Source organism: Priestia sp. RMT2NF4 (genome assembly GCF_047872835.1).
Taxonomy (GTDB): domain Bacteria; phylum Bacillota; class Bacilli; order Bacillales; family Bacillaceae_H; genus Priestia; species Priestia zanthoxyli.
Map to the genome: position 1 here is coordinate 36644 of NZ_JBLQZO010000003.1, position 18398 is coordinate 55041.

Annotated in this window: 18 protein-coding genes; 9 read left to right on the forward strand and 9 right to left on the reverse strand. The window is 39.1% G+C overall.

Annotated elements, in window-relative coordinates; all coding sequences use genetic code 11:
- Positions 1-227: 227 nt before the first annotated feature.
- From pruA to ACMX9J_RS13755, 4 genes are all read left to right on the forward strand, one after another.
- Positions 228-1775, forward strand: a complete 1548-nt coding sequence (gene pruA / locus ACMX9J_RS13740) for an L-glutamate gamma-semialdehyde dehydrogenase (RefSeq protein WP_028412400.1) — start codon at positions 228-230, stop codon at positions 1773-1775.
- 23 nt (positions 1776-1798) lie between these two features.
- On the forward strand, positions 1799-3004 hold the full coding sequence (locus ACMX9J_RS13745) for an ornithine--oxo-acid transaminase (protein ID WP_028412399.1): 1206 nt from the start codon (positions 1799-1801) through the stop codon (positions 3002-3004).
- A gap of 103 nt (positions 3005-3107) precedes the next feature.
- Positions 3108-4787, forward strand: coding sequence for a M20/M25/M40 family metallo-hydrolase (locus ACMX9J_RS13750; RefSeq protein WP_416225856.1), 1680 nt, complete (start codon positions 3108-3110; stop codon positions 4785-4787).
- Between the two features lie 23 nt (positions 4788-4810).
- Positions 4811-6229: an amino acid permease gene (locus tag ACMX9J_RS13755; protein WP_416225857.1), complete on the forward strand. Its 1419-nt coding sequence runs from the start codon at positions 4811-4813 to the stop codon at positions 6227-6229.
- Between the two features lie 27 nt (positions 6230-6256).
- Here ACMX9J_RS13755 and ACMX9J_RS13760 read toward each other — a convergent pair whose 3' ends face one another.
- The 3 genes from ACMX9J_RS13760 to ACMX9J_RS13770 all read right to left on the reverse strand — a co-directional run bounded on the left by ACMX9J_RS13760 (position 6257) and on the right by ACMX9J_RS13770 (position 9267).
- Complete coding sequence (locus ACMX9J_RS13760; protein ID WP_033578031.1) at positions 6257-7669, reverse strand: sigma-54 interaction domain-containing protein; 1413 nt, start codon at positions 7667-7669, stop codon at positions 6257-6259.
- Between the two features lie 104 nt (positions 7670-7773).
- Complete coding sequence (locus tag ACMX9J_RS13765; RefSeq protein WP_028412395.1) at positions 7774-8637, reverse strand: SDR family oxidoreductase; 864 nt, start codon at positions 8635-8637, stop codon at positions 7774-7776.
- A gap of 138 nt (positions 8638-8775) precedes the next feature.
- Positions 8776-9267 (reverse strand): YajQ family cyclic di-GMP-binding protein, encoded by a 492-nt coding sequence (locus ACMX9J_RS13770; RefSeq protein WP_014461618.1) that lies wholly within the window; start codon positions 9265-9267, stop codon positions 8776-8778.
- Positions 9268-9522: 255 nt separating this feature from the next.
- Between ACMX9J_RS13770 and ACMX9J_RS13775 the strand changes: the two genes are divergently transcribed.
- Positions 9523-10386: a S1 RNA-binding domain-containing protein gene (locus ACMX9J_RS13775; protein WP_416225858.1), complete on the forward strand. Its 864-nt coding sequence runs from the start codon at positions 9523-9525 to the stop codon at positions 10384-10386.
- Positions 10387-10420: 34 nt separating this feature from the next.
- On the opposite strand, the gene ACMX9J_RS13780 is transcribed toward ACMX9J_RS13775, so the two are convergent.
- Positions 10421-10552 carry a DUF3941 domain-containing protein gene (locus ACMX9J_RS13780; protein ID WP_013055378.1) on the reverse strand — a complete coding sequence of 44 codons (132 nt, stop codon included), beginning with the start codon at positions 10550-10552 and terminating at the stop codon, positions 10421-10423.
- A gap of 52 nt (positions 10553-10604) precedes the next feature.
- On the reverse strand, positions 10605-11465 hold the full coding sequence (locus ACMX9J_RS13785; RefSeq protein ID WP_325075985.1) for a DegV family protein: 861 nt from the start codon (positions 11463-11465) through the stop codon (positions 10605-10607).
- A 255-nt stretch (positions 11466-11720) separates the two neighbouring features.
- Here ACMX9J_RS13785 and ACMX9J_RS13790 point away from each other — a divergent pair, with 255 nt between their 5' ends.
- Positions 11721-12560 carry a YitT family protein gene (locus ACMX9J_RS13790; protein WP_025749916.1) on the forward strand — a complete coding sequence of 280 codons (840 nt, stop codon included), beginning with the start codon at positions 11721-11723 and terminating at the stop codon, positions 12558-12560.
- A gap of 37 nt (positions 12561-12597) precedes the next feature.
- Here ACMX9J_RS13790 and ACMX9J_RS13795 read toward each other — a convergent pair whose 3' ends face one another.
- The 3 genes from ACMX9J_RS13795 to ACMX9J_RS13805 form a co-directional block, all read right to left on the reverse strand.
- Entirely contained in the window at positions 12598-13359 is a 762-nt protein-coding gene (locus ACMX9J_RS13795; protein ID WP_098625748.1) for a DUF3813 family protein, read from the reverse strand.
- Between the two features lie 3 nt (positions 13360-13362).
- Positions 13363-13512, reverse strand: coding sequence for a hypothetical protein (locus tag ACMX9J_RS13800; protein ID WP_162200718.1), 150 nt, complete (start codon positions 13510-13512; stop codon positions 13363-13365).
- Positions 13513-13633: 121 nt separating this feature from the next.
- On the reverse strand, positions 13634-14446 hold the full coding sequence (locus ACMX9J_RS13805; protein WP_028412391.1) for a Cof-type HAD-IIB family hydrolase: 813 nt from the start codon (positions 14444-14446) through the stop codon (positions 13634-13636).
- Between the two features lie 235 nt (positions 14447-14681).
- Here ACMX9J_RS13805 and ACMX9J_RS13810 point away from each other — a divergent pair, with 235 nt between their 5' ends.
- Entirely contained in the window at positions 14682-14990 is a 309-nt protein-coding gene (locus ACMX9J_RS13810) for a metal-sulfur cluster assembly factor (protein ID WP_013055384.1), read from the forward strand.
- A 31-nt stretch (positions 14991-15021) separates the two neighbouring features.
- On the opposite strand, the gene ACMX9J_RS13815 is transcribed toward ACMX9J_RS13810, so the two are convergent.
- Positions 15022-15720, reverse strand: a complete 699-nt coding sequence (locus tag ACMX9J_RS13815; RefSeq protein ID WP_033578032.1) for a Crp/Fnr family transcriptional regulator — start codon at positions 15718-15720, stop codon at positions 15022-15024.
- Positions 15721-16072: 352 nt separating this feature from the next.
- On the opposite strand from ACMX9J_RS13815, the gene argC reads away from it, so the two are divergent.
- Both argC and argJ read left to right on the forward strand, forming a co-directional pair.
- Positions 16073-17116, forward strand: a complete 1044-nt coding sequence (gene argC, locus ACMX9J_RS13820) for an N-acetyl-gamma-glutamyl-phosphate reductase (protein WP_033578033.1) — start codon at positions 16073-16075, stop codon at positions 17114-17116.
- A gap of 45 nt (positions 17117-17161) precedes the next feature.
- Entirely contained in the window at positions 17162-18397 is a 1236-nt protein-coding gene (gene argJ, locus ACMX9J_RS13825; RefSeq protein ID WP_098625750.1) for a bifunctional ornithine acetyltransferase/N-acetylglutamate synthase, read from the forward strand.
- The last annotated feature ends 1 nt before the right edge of the window (position 18398 follow it).

Here is an 18398-nt window from a genome sequence, read left to right on the forward strand (position 1 = left end):
ATTGATTTAGGTATGTCTCAACATCCTCTTTACGCAAAAAAAATTGGCATTTTAAGCGCCAAAAAAATATACATATGCCAATTATTTTTTCTTTTATCAAAAAGAAAGAATGATATAAGTAGTGAAAGCCTTGATGATAAAGAGGCTGTAAAGTTTTATTAAAAGTTGGCACGCTACTTGCATAACTATAAAGTAAACAAAGATTTGCATACTAGGAGGCATATATCATGGTAGTTTCTTATTCTCATGAACCATTTACAAATTTTAAGGACGAAAACAATAAACAGGCATTTCAAGAAGCATTAACATATGTGAATACACAGCTTGGCAAGACGTATCCACTTGTAATCAACGGTGAAAAAGTGGAGACCGAAGAGAAAATTACGTCTGTTAACCCAGCAAACATAAAAGAAGTAATTGGATATGTATCTACAGTAAATAAAGATCTAGCAGAGCAAGCAATGCAGTCAGCTCTAAAAGCTTTTGAAACGTGGAAAAAGTGGAAAGTAGAACACCGAGCAGATATTCTTTTCCGCGCAGCGGCCATCATTCGTCGAAGAAAGCATGAATTTTCTAGTTATCTTGTAAAAGAAGCAGGAAAGCCTTGGAACGAAGCAGATGCTGATACAGCAGAAGCAATTGATTTTTTAGAGTACTATGCACGTCAAGTCCTGACGTTAAAAGACGGTTCTCCAGTACAGAGTCGAGACGGTGAGTATAATCAGTACAATTATATTCCGCTTGGCGTAGGTATTATTATTTCACCATTTAACTTCCCGTTAGCTATTATGGCTGGAACGGCAGTAGCAGCTATTGTCACCGGAAATACGATTTTATTAAAACCAGCTGATGCCACTCCTGTAGTAGCAGCGAAATTTGTAGAAGTAATGGAAGAAGCAGGATTACCAAAAGGCGTATTAAACTTTATTCCTGGTGCTACACCTGAAATTGGTGACTACTTAGTGGAACATCCAAAAACACGCTTTGTTTCATTTACCGGCTCGCGTGCAGTGGGTTGCCGCATTTACGAAAGAGCAGCAAAAGTACAGCCGGGGCAAAAATGGCTAAAACGTGTTATAGCTGAAATGGGCGGAAAAGACACGGTGGTTGTAGACAAAGATGCTGATCTTGATTTAGCAGCTTCTTCAATCGTATATTCTGCATTTGGTTTTGCAGGGCAAAAGTGCTCCGCAGGTTCTCGTGCTGTTGTGCATCAAGATGTATATGATGAAGTGCTTGAAAAAGCAGTTGCGCTAACAAAAACATTAACTGTTGGCAACCCGGAAGAAGTTTCGACTTATATGGGACCTGTTATTCACGAGGCTTCGTACAATAAAGTATTATCGTATATTGAAATTGGAAAAGAAGAAGGGCGTCTCGTTGCGGGAGGAGAAGCAGACAATTCAACTGGATACTTTATTCAGCCAACTATTTTTGCGGATGTAGATGAAAAAGCTCGTCTCATGCAAGAAGAAATTTTTGGTCCGGTAGTAGCATTCTCTAAAGCGCGAGATTTTGATCATATGATGGAGATTGCAAACAATACAGAATATGCATTAACAGGCGCTTTATTATCAAATAACCGCGAGCATATTGAACGCGCCCGTGAAGAGTTCCATGTTGGAAACCTGTATTTTAACAGAGGATGTACAGGAGCGATTGTAGGGTACCAGCCTTTTGGCGGATTTAATATGTCAGGAACGGATTCAAAAGCAGGGGGACCGGATTATCTAGTTCTTCACATGCAAGCAAAAACAACATCTGAAACATTCTAATTGGAAAATAAGGAGGAATAAATATGACAACTGAAACACAAAAAACGGTGAAAATTATTGAGCAAACAGAAAAGTTTGGGGCACATAACTATCATCCGCTGCCGATTGTAATTGAAAAAGCAGAAGGCGTATGGGTACACGATCCAGAAAATAATAAATATATGGATATGCTAAGCGCGTATTCCGCTGTTAACCAAGGACATCGTCATCCGAAAATTATTGAAGCATTAAAACGTCAAGCTGATAAAGTAACGTTAACGTCACGAGCGTTTCATAATGATCAGCTTGGTCCATGGTATGAAAAGATTTGTAAATTAACAAATAAAAATATGGCTCTTCCAATGAATACGGGAGCAGAAGCGGTTGAAACAGCCATTAAAGCTGCACGCCGCTGGGCTTACGATGTGAAAGGTGTTGCTGAAAATCAAGCACAAATCATCGCATGTGTGGGCAACTTCCACGGTCGTACAATGACAGCTGTTTCATTATCATCCGAAGCAGAATATCAACGTGGTTTTGGACCGATGCTTCCAGGGCTTCAAACGATTCCTTACGGTGATTTAGAAGCGTTAAAAGCCGCTATTACACCAAATACGGCCGCATTTTTAATTGAGCCAATTCAAGGCGAAGCAGGTATCGTTTTACCTCCAGAAGGCTTCTTAAAAGCTGCAGCTGACTTATGTAAAGAACATAATGTGTTATTTATTGCGGACGAAATCCAAGTCGGCTTAGCGCGTACAGGCAAAATGTTTGCTTGTGATTGGGAAGGCGTAGAACCAGATATGCTGATTTTAGGTAAAGCGCTTGGAGGAGGAGTTTTCCCTATCTCTTGCGTAGTTGCTAACGAAGACATTTTAAGTGTCTTTAACCCTGGTTCTCATGGTTCAACGTTTGGCGGAAACCCGCTTGCTTGTGCCGTATCATTAGCTGCTTTGGAAGTAATTGAAGACGAGGAACTTCCAGCGCGTTCATTAGAATTAGGTTCTTATTTCAAACAGAAGCTCCAAAGCTTAAGCAATCCAGTTGTGAAAGAAGTGCGCGGCCGCGGTCTATTCATCGGGGTAGAATTACACGAAGAGGCTCGTCCTTATTGTGAAAAATTAAAAGACCAAGGTTTGCTTTGTAAAGAAACGCACAGTACGGTTATTCGTTTTGCTCCGCCGTTAACGATTTCAAAAGAAGAGTTAGACTGGGCAATTGAACGAATTGAAAAAGTATTTGCTGAGTAATCGGTTTAAAATAAATAAAAGTAGTACGATATGTATATATCGTACTACTTTTATTCATATGCAGCTAAATGAAGTTTTTATTTGATAGGCAGGAGGAATAGAAGTGTATACCCAACTCTCACGGCTAAGCATTGAAGAGCAAGTTGAATGTTTAACACAAGCGTTAGTGAAAATCAAAAGTATCAATGGGACAAGCGGCGAAGTAAAGATTGCTGATTTTATTAAAAATACGCTTCAAAGTTTTCCTTATTTCAAAGACAATCCGCTTCACGTCTGGGAACAGAAAATTAATGGCGATACGCTAGGCAGAAAAAATGTATTTGCTTTTATTCAAGGCAGCCAAAAAAATGCTCAAACAATTATTTATCACGCTCACTTAGATACGGTTGGCATTGAAGATTTTGGTTCATTAAAAGATATAGCGTTAGATCCAGAAGCGCTTCAGCGCTATTTCTCTATGCATAACATTAATGAAGATGTACAGCGAGATGCTCAATTAGGTGAATGGATGTTCGGAAGAGGAAGCGTTGATATGCAAAGTGGAATTGCTGTACACTTAGCCAATGTGCTGCATTTTACTAAGCATCGAGATCAATTAGAAGGAAACGTGCTTTTTATGGTTAATCCTGATGAGGAAAGCCAGCATGCTGGAATTATTTCTGCTGTTTCTGAGCTGAACCGTTTGAAAAAAGAAAAAAATCTTTCGTATACAGCAGCGATTAATACCGACTTTATTACACCTCTTTACGATGGAGATTCCACGCGCTATATTTATACAGGAGCCGCTGGGAAGCTGCTTCCATGTTTTTATATTTACGGAAGGGAAGTGCATGTAGGAGATACGCTTGCTGGCATAGATCCTAATTTGATTGCATCTGAGATTACGAGAAGCATCCATAACAATATTAACCTGGCTGAAAATATTGAAGGAGAGCTGGTACTGCCGCCTTCTTGCCTGTATCAACGAGACAGTAAAGAGGCTTATAATGTGCAAACTGCTGTAAGCAGTCATTTGTATTTTAACTATTTCATCTACGAACGAACGGCAAAAGAAGTGATGAGTCAATTAATTGGATTATCAATCGAAGCATGTGAAAAAGTAGAGGGTAAACTTTCTGATTATTACGAACTTTTTGTTCAAAGAACGAATTTACCAAAGCGAAACTTGTCTTGGAAAGTGGATGTTGTGAGTTTGGAAGATTACCTGGAAGAATTAGATCAAAAAGGAATAAATACTCATGGTTGTATTGAACGAGCTTTCGAACAGTATGCGCATTTAGAACTTAGAACAAGATGCTTTAAAGTAATCGAAGAACTTCAAAAGCTAGATCCGCATCAAAGTCCGCGTGTAATTGTCTTTTTTGCACCGCCTTACTTGCCTCATAATCACTTGAAGAAAGACGAAAGCAGAGATCAGCAGCTTCTTTATACCTTACAAGCGGCGGTGGAGAAGGTTGGAAACCAGACGGGAGAGACGTTTCAATTTAAAAAATTCTTCCCCTATCTAGCGGATGGCAGTTTTTTATCTCTTCACGAGACAGATGAGGAAATTGATGCTTTTACACGTAACTTTCCGGGGTGGGGTATTGCAGGTGCGATTCCTTTCCGTGAAATTCGAGAGTTAAATATTCCGTCCATTAATATGGGGGTATATGGAAAAGACGGCCATAAGTGGACAGAGCGAGTGTACAAGCCTTATTCGTTCGGCGTCCTTCCTAAGTTGATTCAAGAAACAACTCTTCATATATTAAAAAGTGGTCATGCTTGTACAAACACCATATAAGAAAATGAAGAATGGAGGTACCGATGAATAGACATACAGAACAAAACCAATTACAGAGAACAATGAAAAGCAGACATTTATTTATGATTGCGTTAGGAGGCGTGATTGGGACAGGACTATTTTTAGGTTCGGGTTTTACTATTAGCCAGGCAGGCCCTGGAGGAGCCATTCTTGCTTATATAATAGGCGGCTTTCTCATGTACTTAGTTATGCTTTGTTTAGGAGAGCTAGCCGTAGCCATGCCGGTTTCAGGTTCCTTTCAAGAATACGCTACAAGATTTTTAGGACCTTCTACTGGCTTTATGATTGGATGGCTATACTGGTTTAGCTGGGCAAATACGACAGGGCTTGAATTTACGTCAGCAGGAATTTTAATGCAAAGGTGGTTTCCTGATGTACCTGTATGGTCATGGTGCTTAATTTTTGGCGTCATTACGTTTTTAATTAACGCTCTTTCCGCTCGAAGCTATGCTGAAACTGAATTTTGGTTTTCGAGCATTAAAGTTACCGCTATCATTCTATTTATTTTAATTGGAGGAGCTGCTGTTTTTGGTTTTATCGACTTTAAAGGAGGAGAATCCGCACCGTTTCTTTCGCATTTTACCCAAGGCGCAGGTCTTTTTCCAAATGGGATACTGGCAGTTCTATTAACTTTAGTAACGGTTAACTTTTCGTTTCAAGGAACGGAGCTTGTCGGCATTGCAGCAGGAGAAAGTGAAAGCCCTGAGAAAACGTTGCCGAGATCCATTCGAAACGTCATTTGGAGAACGCTGTTTTTCTTTGTGTTAGCTATGTTTGTGTTAGTCTCTATTCTTCCATATAAAACAGCGGGAGTTATTGAAAGTCCGTTTGTGGCCGTATTAGATCAAATTGGCATTCCATATGCAGCGGATATCATGAACTTTGTCATTTTAACAGCTGTGTTATCCGTGGCGAACTCCGGGGTCTACGCTGCTTCTCGTATGCTTTGGTCACTGTCAAACAATAATATGGGACCAAAACCTTTGAAGAAGTTGTCTTCAAAAGGTGTTCCAATTAACGCATTAATTGTGACGATGATTATTTCAGGGTGCTCGCTGATTACAAGCGTCGTGGCTGCCGAAACCGTATATCTTTGGTTTATTTCGATTTCAGGAATGGTGACCATTATTGTTTGGATGTCCATTTGTGCCTCTCAATTTATGTTCCGCCGTCGTTTTTTAGCGGAAGGAAGAGACGTAAAGGAGCTTAAATTTAAAACGCCGCTTTATCCGTTTGTGCCTATTCTAGGTTTTTGTTTGTATGGACTTGTATTAATCAGCTTAATTTTTATCCCAGATCAACGAATTGGTCTTTACTGCGGGGTTCCTTTAATTGTTGTACTCTACGTGTATTATCACATAGGAATCAAGAAAAATATTAATCAAAAACAATCGGATTCACCGGTTTATAAAGCAAAATAAAAAAGAAGTGCACAGTGCACTTCTTTTTTATTTAGATCGGATGCTTAATCGTTTCATACGATACTGCAAGCTTTGTCTAGTCAGCCCTAGTATCTTAGCGCTTTTTGAGATGTTGTGGTTGTGTTGTTCAAGCGTTTGTTTAATACATTCTGCTTCAAACGCTAACAGCTGTTCCTTTAAAGGAAGAGAAGGGTGAAAAGCGCTTGGATAAGAGGGTGCTTCACCGCTTGTTTTATCTTCAAAATGTTCATGCTGCTTTAGCTGGAACTTTGTTCTGTATTGAAAAGGAAGGTGAGAATAGTGAATAACATCTTCATCCATCACCAAGTTCATTGCACCTTCAATAATGTGTTCTAATTCCCGTACGTTTCCTGGCCAGTCATAAGAGAGAAAAGAAGACATGACTTGGTGATCTACGGTTTTTACATTCATCTGAAACAAATCATTGTATTTTTTGATGAAAAACTTTGTTAATTCAATAATATCTTCTTTTCGTTCACGAAGAGGAGGAATAAAAAGCGTCACGACGCCAAGTCGATAATATAAGTCTTTACGTAATCGATTTTCTGCAATCGCATCGATTGGGTCTTCATTCATGTTCGCGATGACTCGAACGTTCACCGGTTTGTCTACGGTATCTCCAATTCTTCGTACGGTTTTTTCCTGCAGTACTCGAAGAAGCTTAGCCTGCAGATTTGGATTCAACGAGTTGATTTCATCTAGCAGTAATGTGCCTCCTTGCGCTTGTTCGAAAAGACCAGGATTATCCATTGCACCTGTAAAAGCTCCGCGTTTCGTACCGAACAAAAGGCTTTCAATTAAATTATCCGGTAGCGCAGCGCAGTTTTGTGAAATAAAAGGAGCGGAAGAGCGGCTGCTGCCATTATGTATGCTTTGAGCAAACAGTTCTTTCCCCGTGCCTGTTTCTCCAATAATTAAGACATAAGAAGGAGTTCTAGTTGCGCGCTTGGCGTCTTCAATCACATCGTGAACGGCTTGACTGCTTCCGATGATGCTATCAAACGTAAAGCGTGTGTTTCCTTTTTGCCTAATGTTTTGCCGGATTAGACGCTCTAGTTTCGTCACGTCCTGAGCAATTTCAACCGCTCCTTGAATGACACCGTTTTTTAAAATAGGGAAGGTATTATTAATCGTCGTGATTTCTTGTCCTTGATTGTTGAAATACGTTTGTTTGACGTTAACCGTTTCTTTTCCTTTTTGCAGCGCCTGTACAAGCGTGCTTTGCTGATTTTCTTTGAACATAAACACATCTAACAAGTTTTTATGTAAAACGTCTTGTTCATCCATCAGCTCCATCTTTGTCATCTTTTCATTGTAAATAATGGTTTTTCCTGTTTCATCGACCGCATGGATACCGGCATCGACTTTATTTAAAATGGTTTCATATATATGTTTAAGAGTGCTTAATGTATCGGTCATTCAAATACTCTCCTTTAGCGGTGTTCATATCTCTATTTAAACAAAAATAGCTGAATTCTGATAGTGTTTCCATAGAAAAATAAATGAATGACCGAAGAGAAATGTTATCCGTTTACAATGGATCCTCCATTAATGTGAAGGACTTGCCCGGACATATAAGAAGAATCAGAGCTTGCCAAATATACATAGGCCGCTCCGAGCTCAGAAGGCTGTCCTGCTCGTTTCATAGGTGTGTTAGACCCAAATGTTGCAACTTGCTGTTCGTCGAACGTAGACGGAATAAGAGGTGTCCAAATAGGTCCTGGAGCTACGCCGTTTACGCGAATGCCTTTTGTTGCGAGTGAAGCTGACAAAGAACGTGTGAAAGCCACGATAGCACCCTTGGTTGAAGAGTAATCAATTAATTGGTCATGCCCATGATAAGCTGTCACAGAAGTTGTGTTAATAATCGCGCTTCCTTGTTTTAAATGAGGCAATGCAGCTTTGGTTAAATGAAAAATTGAAAAAATATTCGTTTGAAACGTACGGGTAAGCTGTTCAGTGGTGATATCCGTAATGCTTTTTTGAGGATGCTGTTCAGCTGCATTATTGACTAAAATGTCTATTTTTCCGAAAGTCTGAATGGCCTTTGAGACGACTTCTTGACAAAAATGCTCATCTCCTATGTCACCAGCAAGCAACAAACAAGAAGCCCCCATTCGTTCAACTTGTTTTTTAGTTTCATTTGCATCATCATGTTCATTCAGATAGGTTACGACAACATTTGCGCCTTCTTTCGCGTAATGATAAGCGACAGAACGTCCAATCCCACTGTCTCCTCCGGTGATAACGGCTACTTTATTCTGTAATTTTCCGCTTGCCTTATAGTCTGGAGCGATAGAGGTAGGGACTGGATGCATATCTTTCTCAATACCTGGCTGAGTTTGCTGATGCTGAGGAGGGAAGTTTTGTTTTTGATTTTGATTCATTAGTATACACTCCTTAATTAATATGAGTATGTAAGCGTATACTAGTATTTGTTAAGAGAGTGTATCTATGCATAGGGATAAGCCTAAACGGATACAAAAGGCTTTAAAAGAAAAAATGAATGCCGGGGGCATCCATTTTTAGCGGTAATTAATAAATTGTACGTCAATAGGTAAATCAGCGCTGCGAATAGCTGAAATAATTTGCTGCAGGTCATCACGATTTTTACCGCTTACGCGAAGCTGATCATCTTGAATTTGGCTTTTTACTTTTAAACCGGTATTTTTAATAATTGTATTTAGCTTTTTAGCGTTGTCTTTGTCGATACCTTGAATTAACTTAGCGCGCTGTCTAACCGTTCCTCCAGAAGCATTTTCAATTTTACCGTAGGAGATATTGCGTGTAGGTACGCCGCGTTTGATGAGCTTAGAAATCAGTACGTCTTTTAACTGTTCAAGCTTAAATTCATCATCAGAAATAAGAACAAGCTCTTCGTTTTCGAGCGAGATTTCGCTTTTACTGCCTTTAAAATCATAGCGGGTTTTAATTTCCTTTGTTGCCATGGTAATGCCGTTTGTTACCTCTGATAAATCAACTTGTGACACAACGTCAAATGAACTATCTTTAGCCATAATAACCTCCATATGTAAAGAGTTTGTTCTTTTATTATAAATAAAACACAAACTGTATACAACTGATATTGAATAGAGAGCCGGTAATTGATACAATACAAGTTATGCTTTTTGTTGTAAGCTATAGAAGCAGCTTTTTTAAACAATGCATGCATTTTAGTTGATTTGAAATTTGAAATGCTATTTGATGCAAAGTGAGAAGGTATGTGGTGAAGGAACAATCACTACTAATTTATATAAAGGATGGATAGAACGATGAATGTAGAAGCTGGGATGAAAGCGTATTTAACAGTAAACCGCGAAACGCCGATTGGTTATATGTTAGCAGAAGATGAAGAAGAAATTTTGCTACATAAAAATGAAACAACAAGAGAACTTGCTGAAGGAGAAGAAGTAGAAGTTTTTCTATACCTTGATCAGCACGACCGCTTAACGGCAACGATGCACTTACCCCTTGTTGAAGAAGGTGTCTATGAGTGGGTTGAAGTCGTAGATGTTAATCCGGGTTTAGGCGTGTTTGTAAATATCGGCATGAACAAAGATATGTTAATTGGTTCAACAGATTTACCTGCGCTAGAAGAGCTGTGGCCAGAAGTTGGAAACAAAGTTTACTGTACGATGAAGATTTCAAAGCGCGGTAAGATGTACGGGAAAATTGCTACAGACGATGTGATGAAAGCAATGGCCTTAGATGCTCCACCTGAACTTTTTAATCGTGAAGTGAGCGGATATATCTATCGCGTCCTGCGCGTAGGTTCATTTATTATGACAGATGAAGGATATGTTGGATTTATTCACGAAAGCGAGAGACGTAAAGAACCGAAGCTTGGTACGCATGTAACTGGCCGCGTCATTAATGTAAAAGAAGATGGAACGCTAAACGTATCGCTTCTTCCGCGCAAACAAGAAAGCATGGATGAAGATGCACAAGTACTATACGATTACATGGAAAGCCGCGGTGGCGTTATGCCATTTTGGGATAAAAGCTATCCAGAAGATATTCGTGAGCGCTTTAATATGAGTAAAGCTGCGTTCAAACGTGCGCTTGGTAAACTGATGAAAGAAGGAAAAGTTTATCAAGAAGAAGGATGGACATATTTTAAAAAAGAAGAAAACTAAAAGGAGAAGCCGCTGAAAATTCAGCGGCTTCTTTTTATAAGTGATCAGTTTTTTTAGAAAATGAATGTTTTCCAAGCTCACGGTTGTGCTTAGCTTGCAGATTCTTTTCGTGAAGCTTTGCGTTATTATCTTTTGCTTTTTTATCGTTATCGCTCGTTTTTGGCATTGTGATACACCCCTTTTTGATCGTACCTTTAGAATGCCCTGACCTCTTTAAATTATTCGATGGTTTCGTTCAAAAAGAAGACTGCAATTGTCCCTGGGCCAGAATGAGAACCTATGGCTGCACCAATAATATTAATAATAAAATGTTTGGTGCCAAAACGTTCTTGAATCATCTCTTTCAGCTGAAGAGCTGTTTCTAAATCATCTCCATGGCTAATTCCAATGGTTTGAGAAGAGAGATTTTTTCCTCGCTCTTCCATCACGTCAAGCATGCGTTTAAATACTTTTTTACGGCCGCGGATTTTTTCGATTGGAATCAATTTTCCATCTTCCACATGAAGCAGCGGCTTAATATTAAGCAGACCTCCTACAAAAGCAGAAGCTTTGCTCACGCGGCCTCCTTGAGCAAGAAAATCCAAGTCATCAACCGTAAAAATATGCTCCATATGCAGAGCGTATTGCTTTATTTTTTTTGTCATTTCTACTAGCGAGAGGTTTTGGTGTAATAATTGTGCTGCATAATAAGTAACTACTCCCTGGCCAAGAGATGCACATTTCGTATCGATTATTTCTAATTGGAAATCGGGATACTTTTCTAGGAGTTCTTCTCGAATCATCATTGCTGTTTGATATGTACCGGACAATTCCGAAGAAAAAGCTAAATAAATGCACGAATCACCTGATTTAGCTATGTTCTCAAAGACTTCATACATAGTAGTTGGAGCCGCTTGAGACGTTTTTGGCATCTTGCCTTTACGGATGGCTTCGTAGACAGAAGCTGGTTCAATCGTTTGTAGATCTAAAAATTCTTGATTATCCAAGCTTACGCGAAGCGGTAAAAAGCCAACGTTATTTTCTTGAAAAAAGGATAAAGGCAAATCGCTTGCACTATCGGTTAAAAGTTTAATTGACATAAATGTCACCTTCCTAATTGCATTTATAAAATATGAAATGAGTTTGATGTATAAACATTGAAAAGCGTTATATACGACATAGTATTAGTGTATAAGCACTTGGAGGAAAATACAATTTTTGAATAAGTTTTTTTAATTCTGCCAAATCGTACATACTATATGTACTAACTATTTTAAAGATGCTGACTTTATTCATTTTATAAATGGGTATAAGGAAGTAAGAAGTTTTAAAAAGCGGAGGTCGGTCATTTGAATATGTGGCTTGAAACAAAAAAAGCGATAGTCGTCTTAGTAGGAGCATTATTGAATGCGCTTGCGCTCAACTTGTTTTTGATACCTGCTAATGTATATTCGAGCGGCTTTACGGGAGTAGCACAGCTTGTTTCGAGTATCGTGACAGATTACACTCCTTTTACTATTTCCACTGGAGTGCTGCTGTTGTTGTTAAATATTCCTGTAACTATTTTAGGGTGGAAAAAGGTGGGGAAGTCATTTACTGTTTACAGTTTTATCAGCGTTGCTGCAACAACTTTGTTTCTTGGAATTATTCCTATTCAAGCACTTTCTAAGGACATCATCCTTAATGCAGTTTTTGGAGGCGTTATTTTAGCGGTAGGGGTAGGAATTACGTTAAAATTTGGAGCTTCAACTGGTGGGCTCGATATCATTGCCCTGATTTTGTCCCGAGTAAAAGACCGACCAATTGGCACTTATATGTTCATATTAAATGCAATTATTATCGTGCTAGCAGGTCTTTTATATGGTGCTGAGAAGTCACTTTATACGCTTGTGACGCTTTATACGACCACTCGCGTCATTGATGTTATTCATACGCGTCATGTCAAACTCACAGCAATGATCGTAACGAAAAAAGGAGTGGAGCTAAGAAAGGCGATTCATGCCAAACTCGTGCGAGGGATTACGGCGGTACCGGCTAAAGGAGGCTTCACAAACGAAGATAAAGAAATGCTAATGATTGTTTTAACTAGGTATGAATTATTTGACTTGGAACGAGTAATTAAAGAGGTGGATCCTAAGGCATTTACTAATATAGTTCAAACAACGGGAATCTTTGGTTTGTTTCGCAAAGATTAAAAAGAGTCCAGGTATTCATTACCTGGACTCTTTTTTATTAATGTGTGCCTTTTAAGTCATTAGAAAGTTCTTGAAGCTGAGCTTGTTCTTCAGGAGAAGCATTTTGCTGCGCATGAGACAGCATATCAGCTGCAATGTTTTCATCAGAAGCTGCAGACGTATGAGCCTGAGACGTTTGATGATTTTGACCAGCAGCTCCCAATGTATTCTGAAGCTGTTGAAGCTGAGCTTGTTCTTCAGGAGAAGCATTTTGCTGCGCATGAGACAGCATATCAGCTGCCACGTTTTCACTAGACGTGTGAGCTTCACCGTGAGCGTGAGACTGACCGCCTTCTAAAGTGCTTTGAAGCTGTTCAAGCTGGCTCTTTTCTTCAGGAGAAGCATTTTGCTGTGCATGAGACAATATATCAGCTGCCACGCTTTCACTGGACGTGTGAGCTTCACCGTGAGCGTGAGACTGACCGCCTTCTAAAGTGCTTTGAAGCTGTTCAAGCTGTGCCTTCTCTTCGGAAGAAGCATTCTGAACGATATGAGACAGCGTATCGGACGTAATGTCTGCGCTTTTCTCTTTTGAATGTGATTCTCCATCTGTATCATACGCTTGATGCAATGAGTTTTGGAATTGCTTCAGCTGCTCTTGCTCCTCAGGAGAAGCGTTAGAAGCAATACTATTTAATACGCCTTCTGAAATATCAAGTTCACCGTTGCCGTGCTTTTGACGATGAAGCTGATCTTCTGAATGGCCGGATACTGCGTTTCGAATCGCATCTTTTACTTGACCAAAAAGTGAATTTTTCATAAGTTACTGTCCTCCATGAGGAGTTTGGCGCTGGTGAGCTTGAAATGCTTCTGCCTCCGCCATAGTCATATGATAAGGAATTCGTTCATCATGTTTTTGAACTGCGTCTGCACCTTGTTTCACAAAACGTTTTGATCGATTGCCTCTGCCCATCATAAATTCCTCCTCGTAATATAAATAAAACCGACACCTTAAGAAGTGTCGGTTATAGTGTGTGCTAAATAAAAAAAATGATAGCGATAAAAATTTACCTTGCTTTTCAAAAAAAGCTAAGTTATAAATTTAACGTTTTTTCCAAATAATAAGCAATACCATCATTTTCATTCGATTTTGTTACTTCACGCGCTAGCTGCTTTAATTCGCTAATACCATTTTCCATGGCGATACCGTGTCCTGCAAATTTAATCATTTCAAAATCATTGTCTTCATCTCCAAATGCAATAATTCGTTCGCGAGGAATTTGATAATGATTAGCTACGCGCTCAAGACCTACAGCTTTATTAAGTCCTTTTTTTACAATTTCAACGACATGCCAAGGTGCTCCCCAGCGTCTATGTTCTAGTACTTCTGCATGAACATCTGAAAGGTGAGAGCGTATATCTTGTACATGTTCTTCATCTGCGTGAATTAAAATAGACGTTGGATCGTGCTGCAGCGTATGACGCAAATCACCCGTTTGTAATTTAGGATCCCCTAGGCTGAGTACATCCATTAATTTTCGATCTTCAAAATGAAGATACACATCATCTTGTACTTCTGCCATGATATTGTTGATGCGATAGTCTTGCATAGCTGTCACAATGTCATGAACAGTTCGGCGATTTAAAGGTTCGTGATGCGTGCCAAAATCAGGCTGAAGGGGATGATGGACAAGCGCTCCGTTAAAGTTTACGATAGGCGTGGATAAATCTAATTCGCTGTAATACATAGCACTGGAACGATAAGGTCTTCCAGTTGCAATCATTACAATATGTCCGTCTTGTTTGGCTTTTTCTAACACCCGTTTTGTTTTAGGTGAAATGGTTTTTTCATTCGTTAACAATGTTCCATCCAGATCTAAGGCGATTAAGTGTTGATCGTTTCTCATATAGGGCTCCTTTTAAATTGAAGTAGTTATACGATTATATTGAATTCTACTAATATTCATGCTTGTATTCCCATATTTTACACAACTTTTCCTTATGAGCAAAGCAGAACGATTGACATGCAAAAGTTGTCTTGTTACGGTGTAAGACATAGTTATTGATTGCTTACGATAAATTGTTTAAGGGTATATTTAATACGTGAAGATAATTACGGAAGTAAAAGAAAGGAGAATGAATATGGATAAACAGTTAGAAGATAAAATCATGGAATCACTAGAAGAAGTAATTGATCCAGAGCTTGGCGTTGATATCGTAAATTTAGGCTTAGTTTACGGGGTGGAAATGGAAGAAAACAACACGGTTATCGTGACGATGACGTTAACTTCTATTGGGTGCCCGCTAGCGGGTGTGATTGGCGAACAAGTGAAAAAACAATTAATTTCTCTTGAAGAAGTAGAAAATGTAGAAGTGAATATCACATTTAACCCGCCATGGGATAAAGATCGCATGACGCGCTACGCTAAAATTGCATTAGGTGTTCAATAAGAAAAAAAGCCATCAACGATGGCTTTTTTTCTTATTCAATTCTGCACAATTCCACAGGGCAGTCTTCACAGTCTATTTCTTTCTTTAAAAAAGAGAGCTTATGAATGATAATTTTTCCATCTGTCATTGAGATTACTTCATTTTTTCGCAACTCAGCGAGCATACGATTGACCACTTCTCGGGATGTCCCGCATAGATTAGCGATCTCTTGATTTGTCAACGTTACGTTTAATAAAATACCATTTGGCTTCATTACCCCAAAACTATTGGACATGCGAATCAGAGTAGAATAGAGAGCTCCTTTTTTTCCATTTAGAATTAAGTCTCTAAACTTTGTCTGCATTCGCTTAATTTGAAGTCCCATCCACTTCATGTACTCCATGGAAAGAGCAGGGTATTGTGCTAGTTCGTTTTCTAACACCCGTTTTTGAATGCTGATCGCTGTACAAGGTTCAATGGCTTTTGCTTGAAGCATATGGGGAGTAGATCCGCAAAACAGCATAACTTCCCCGATTAAGTCTCCTGAACTTGCCAGCTGAAGCGTCAGTTCGCGTCCTTCCGGCGTCACTTTACTTACTTGTACAGCTCCAGAAGTAATAAAAAATAAATGAGTTGAAGGTGAACCTTCTTGAAAGAGAAAGTCACCTTTTTTAAACGAAATTTTATGATCAAAGTCCATAAAAAATTGCTGCAGCTCATTTGAAAAAGAATCCGTTGTGATGTTCATCATGTTATCACCTTTTACTCAAAATTTTTGCGACTGTTACTTATTAATCTATTAAGTTAGAACAGTCTGTATATCCTGTACGTCCACTAGCCGTATGAAGAAATGTCATACGGATGATTTTTATCGATACTTTTATTATACACAAAAACAACCAGTGTTTTCCAAAACTATCTGTGAACAATTTCTAAACAAAAATAGAAAGATAGTTATAAAAATAAAAACTTATGAATAAATAAAAATGTTTAAAAATATAGAATAAAGTGTTGGTTTTTTTAAATATTCATTTGATTTTATTTTTATACGGTATTATAATGATAAATAATTCAAATAGATACGTGGAAAAAGGAGTTTTAAAATGAAAGAATACAAGGTAGGAATTGTTGGAGCAACAGGGTATGGAGGAGTAGAACTGATTCGTTTGTTAGCGAATCACCCGCATTTTCATGTTTATGCAGTTTATTCATCCTCTCAGGATGGGATGGAACTAGCAGAAGTTTATCCTCACCTTTCTAATACTGTATATACACTGCAAGATATAAACCCTAAGAACATGGCCAAAGAATTAGACTTAGTGTTTACAGCAACTCCGTCCGGTGTTTCTAGCAAACTTGTACCTCAATTAATAGAAGAAGGAATAAAAGTGGTAGATCTATCTGGAGATTTTAGATTAAAAACAGAAGCTCTTTATGAAAAGTGGTACAAAAAGCCTGCTGCAGCCGAAGCGTTTTTACAACAGTCCGTGTATGGGTTAGCGGAATGGTTTGCAGAAGAAGTTGAAAGCAGTACGTTCGTTGCGAACCCGGGTTGTTATCCAACAGCTACACTGCTTGGGCTAGCTCCTCTCGTTAGTAAACAAATGGTGAAATCAAACTCTATTATCATTGATGCAAAGTCCGGAATTTCAGGAGCAGGACGTGGTCTTTCGCAAATGGCTCATTATGCTGAAATCAATGAAAATATGAAAATATACAAAGTTAATCAGCATCAGCATATCCCAGAAATTGAATCTATTTTAGAAAAGTGGGATGAGGAAATTGGCCATGTTACGTTCAGTACGCACTTAGTTCCAATGACGCGAGGGATTATGAGTACGATATACGCTGAACTTTCTGAAGAGAGCTCAGTACAAGAGCTTCATCAGCTATATGTAGATACATATCAAAACTCCCCATTCGTTCGCGTTCGAAAAGCTGGTGAATTTCCGTCTACTAAAGAAGTAAGTGCATCAAATTATTGCGATATTGGTATTGCATTTGACGAACGAACAAAGCGTGTCACGATTGTTTCTGTCATTGATAACTTAGTTAAAGGGGCAGCCGGTCAGGCCATTCAAAATGCCAATATCATGATGGGATTTGAACAGCAAACGGGTATTGGACTACTGCCTGTCTTCCCATAAAAGCACAGCATCACTAATCACGATAAAAGCAGGAGGGAACGTATAGTGATTACGGTTAAACAAACGAAAGAAAAGATAAAGAAAATAGAGAACGGTACAATTGTAACGCCGCTAGGTTTTTCAGCAGATGGCGTTCACGCTGGTTTACGTTATGCTAAAAAAGATTTAGGAGTTATTGTAAGTGATGTGCCAGCTAATTGCGCAGCTGTTTACACGCTTAATGCTTTCCAAGCAGCGCCTTTAGCTGTTACAAAAGAAAGTGTAGCAGTAGAGCAGAAGCTGCAAGCGATCGTTGTGAACAGCGCATGTGCAAATGCATGTACTGGAGAACAAGGATTAAAAGATGCATACCAAATGCGAAATACATGTGCAGAAAAGCTTAATATTCTACCTCATCATGTAGCGGTAGCTTCTACAGGGGTAATTGGAGAGCTTCTAGATATGGAAAAAATCGTGAAGGGCATTGGGTTATTAAGTCCTTCGTCGAACAAAGAAAAAGCAGAAGAATTTCAAACGGCTATTTTAACAACAGATACCGTAATGAAGTCAACTTGCTATCAAACAGCCATTGACGGCAAAACGGTTACGATTGGCGGCACAGCGAAAGGATCAGGTATGATTCACCCGAATATGGCTACGATGCTTAGCTTTATCACAACGGATGCTAAGGTTGAAGCTTCAGTACTACAAGATGCGCTGGGTTCTATTACAAATAAAAGCTTTAATCAAATTACAGTAGATGGTGATACGTCTACGAATGATATGGTTGTTGTTTTAGCAAATGGAAAAGCTGATCACCAGCCGCTTACACCAGATCATCCTGAATGGACGTCATTTTATGAAGCACTGCGCTTGACGTGTGAAGATTTAGCCAAACAAATTGCACGCGACGGTGAAGGAGCAACAAAACTAATTGAAGTAAACGTATCTGGTGCTCATACAAACGAAGAGGCAAATGTGATTGCTAAACAAATTGTAGGCTCGAACTTAGTGAAAACGGCCATGTATGGAGCCGATGCCAATTGGGGACGAATTATTTGTTCAGTTGGCTACAGCGGCGTAGCGCTTAATCCAGAAGCAGTGAACGTTTCGTTAGGTGATATCCAAATGCTAAAAAACAGCCAGCCTGTTTCATTTAGTGAAGAAGAAGCAAAAGCTTATTTAGAAAATGATACGGTTGAAGTCTATGTTGACTTGCAGCAGGGAAATGGAATTGGCAAGGCGTGGGGCTGCGATTTGACTTACGATTATGTGAAAATCAATGCCAGTTATCGAACGTAAG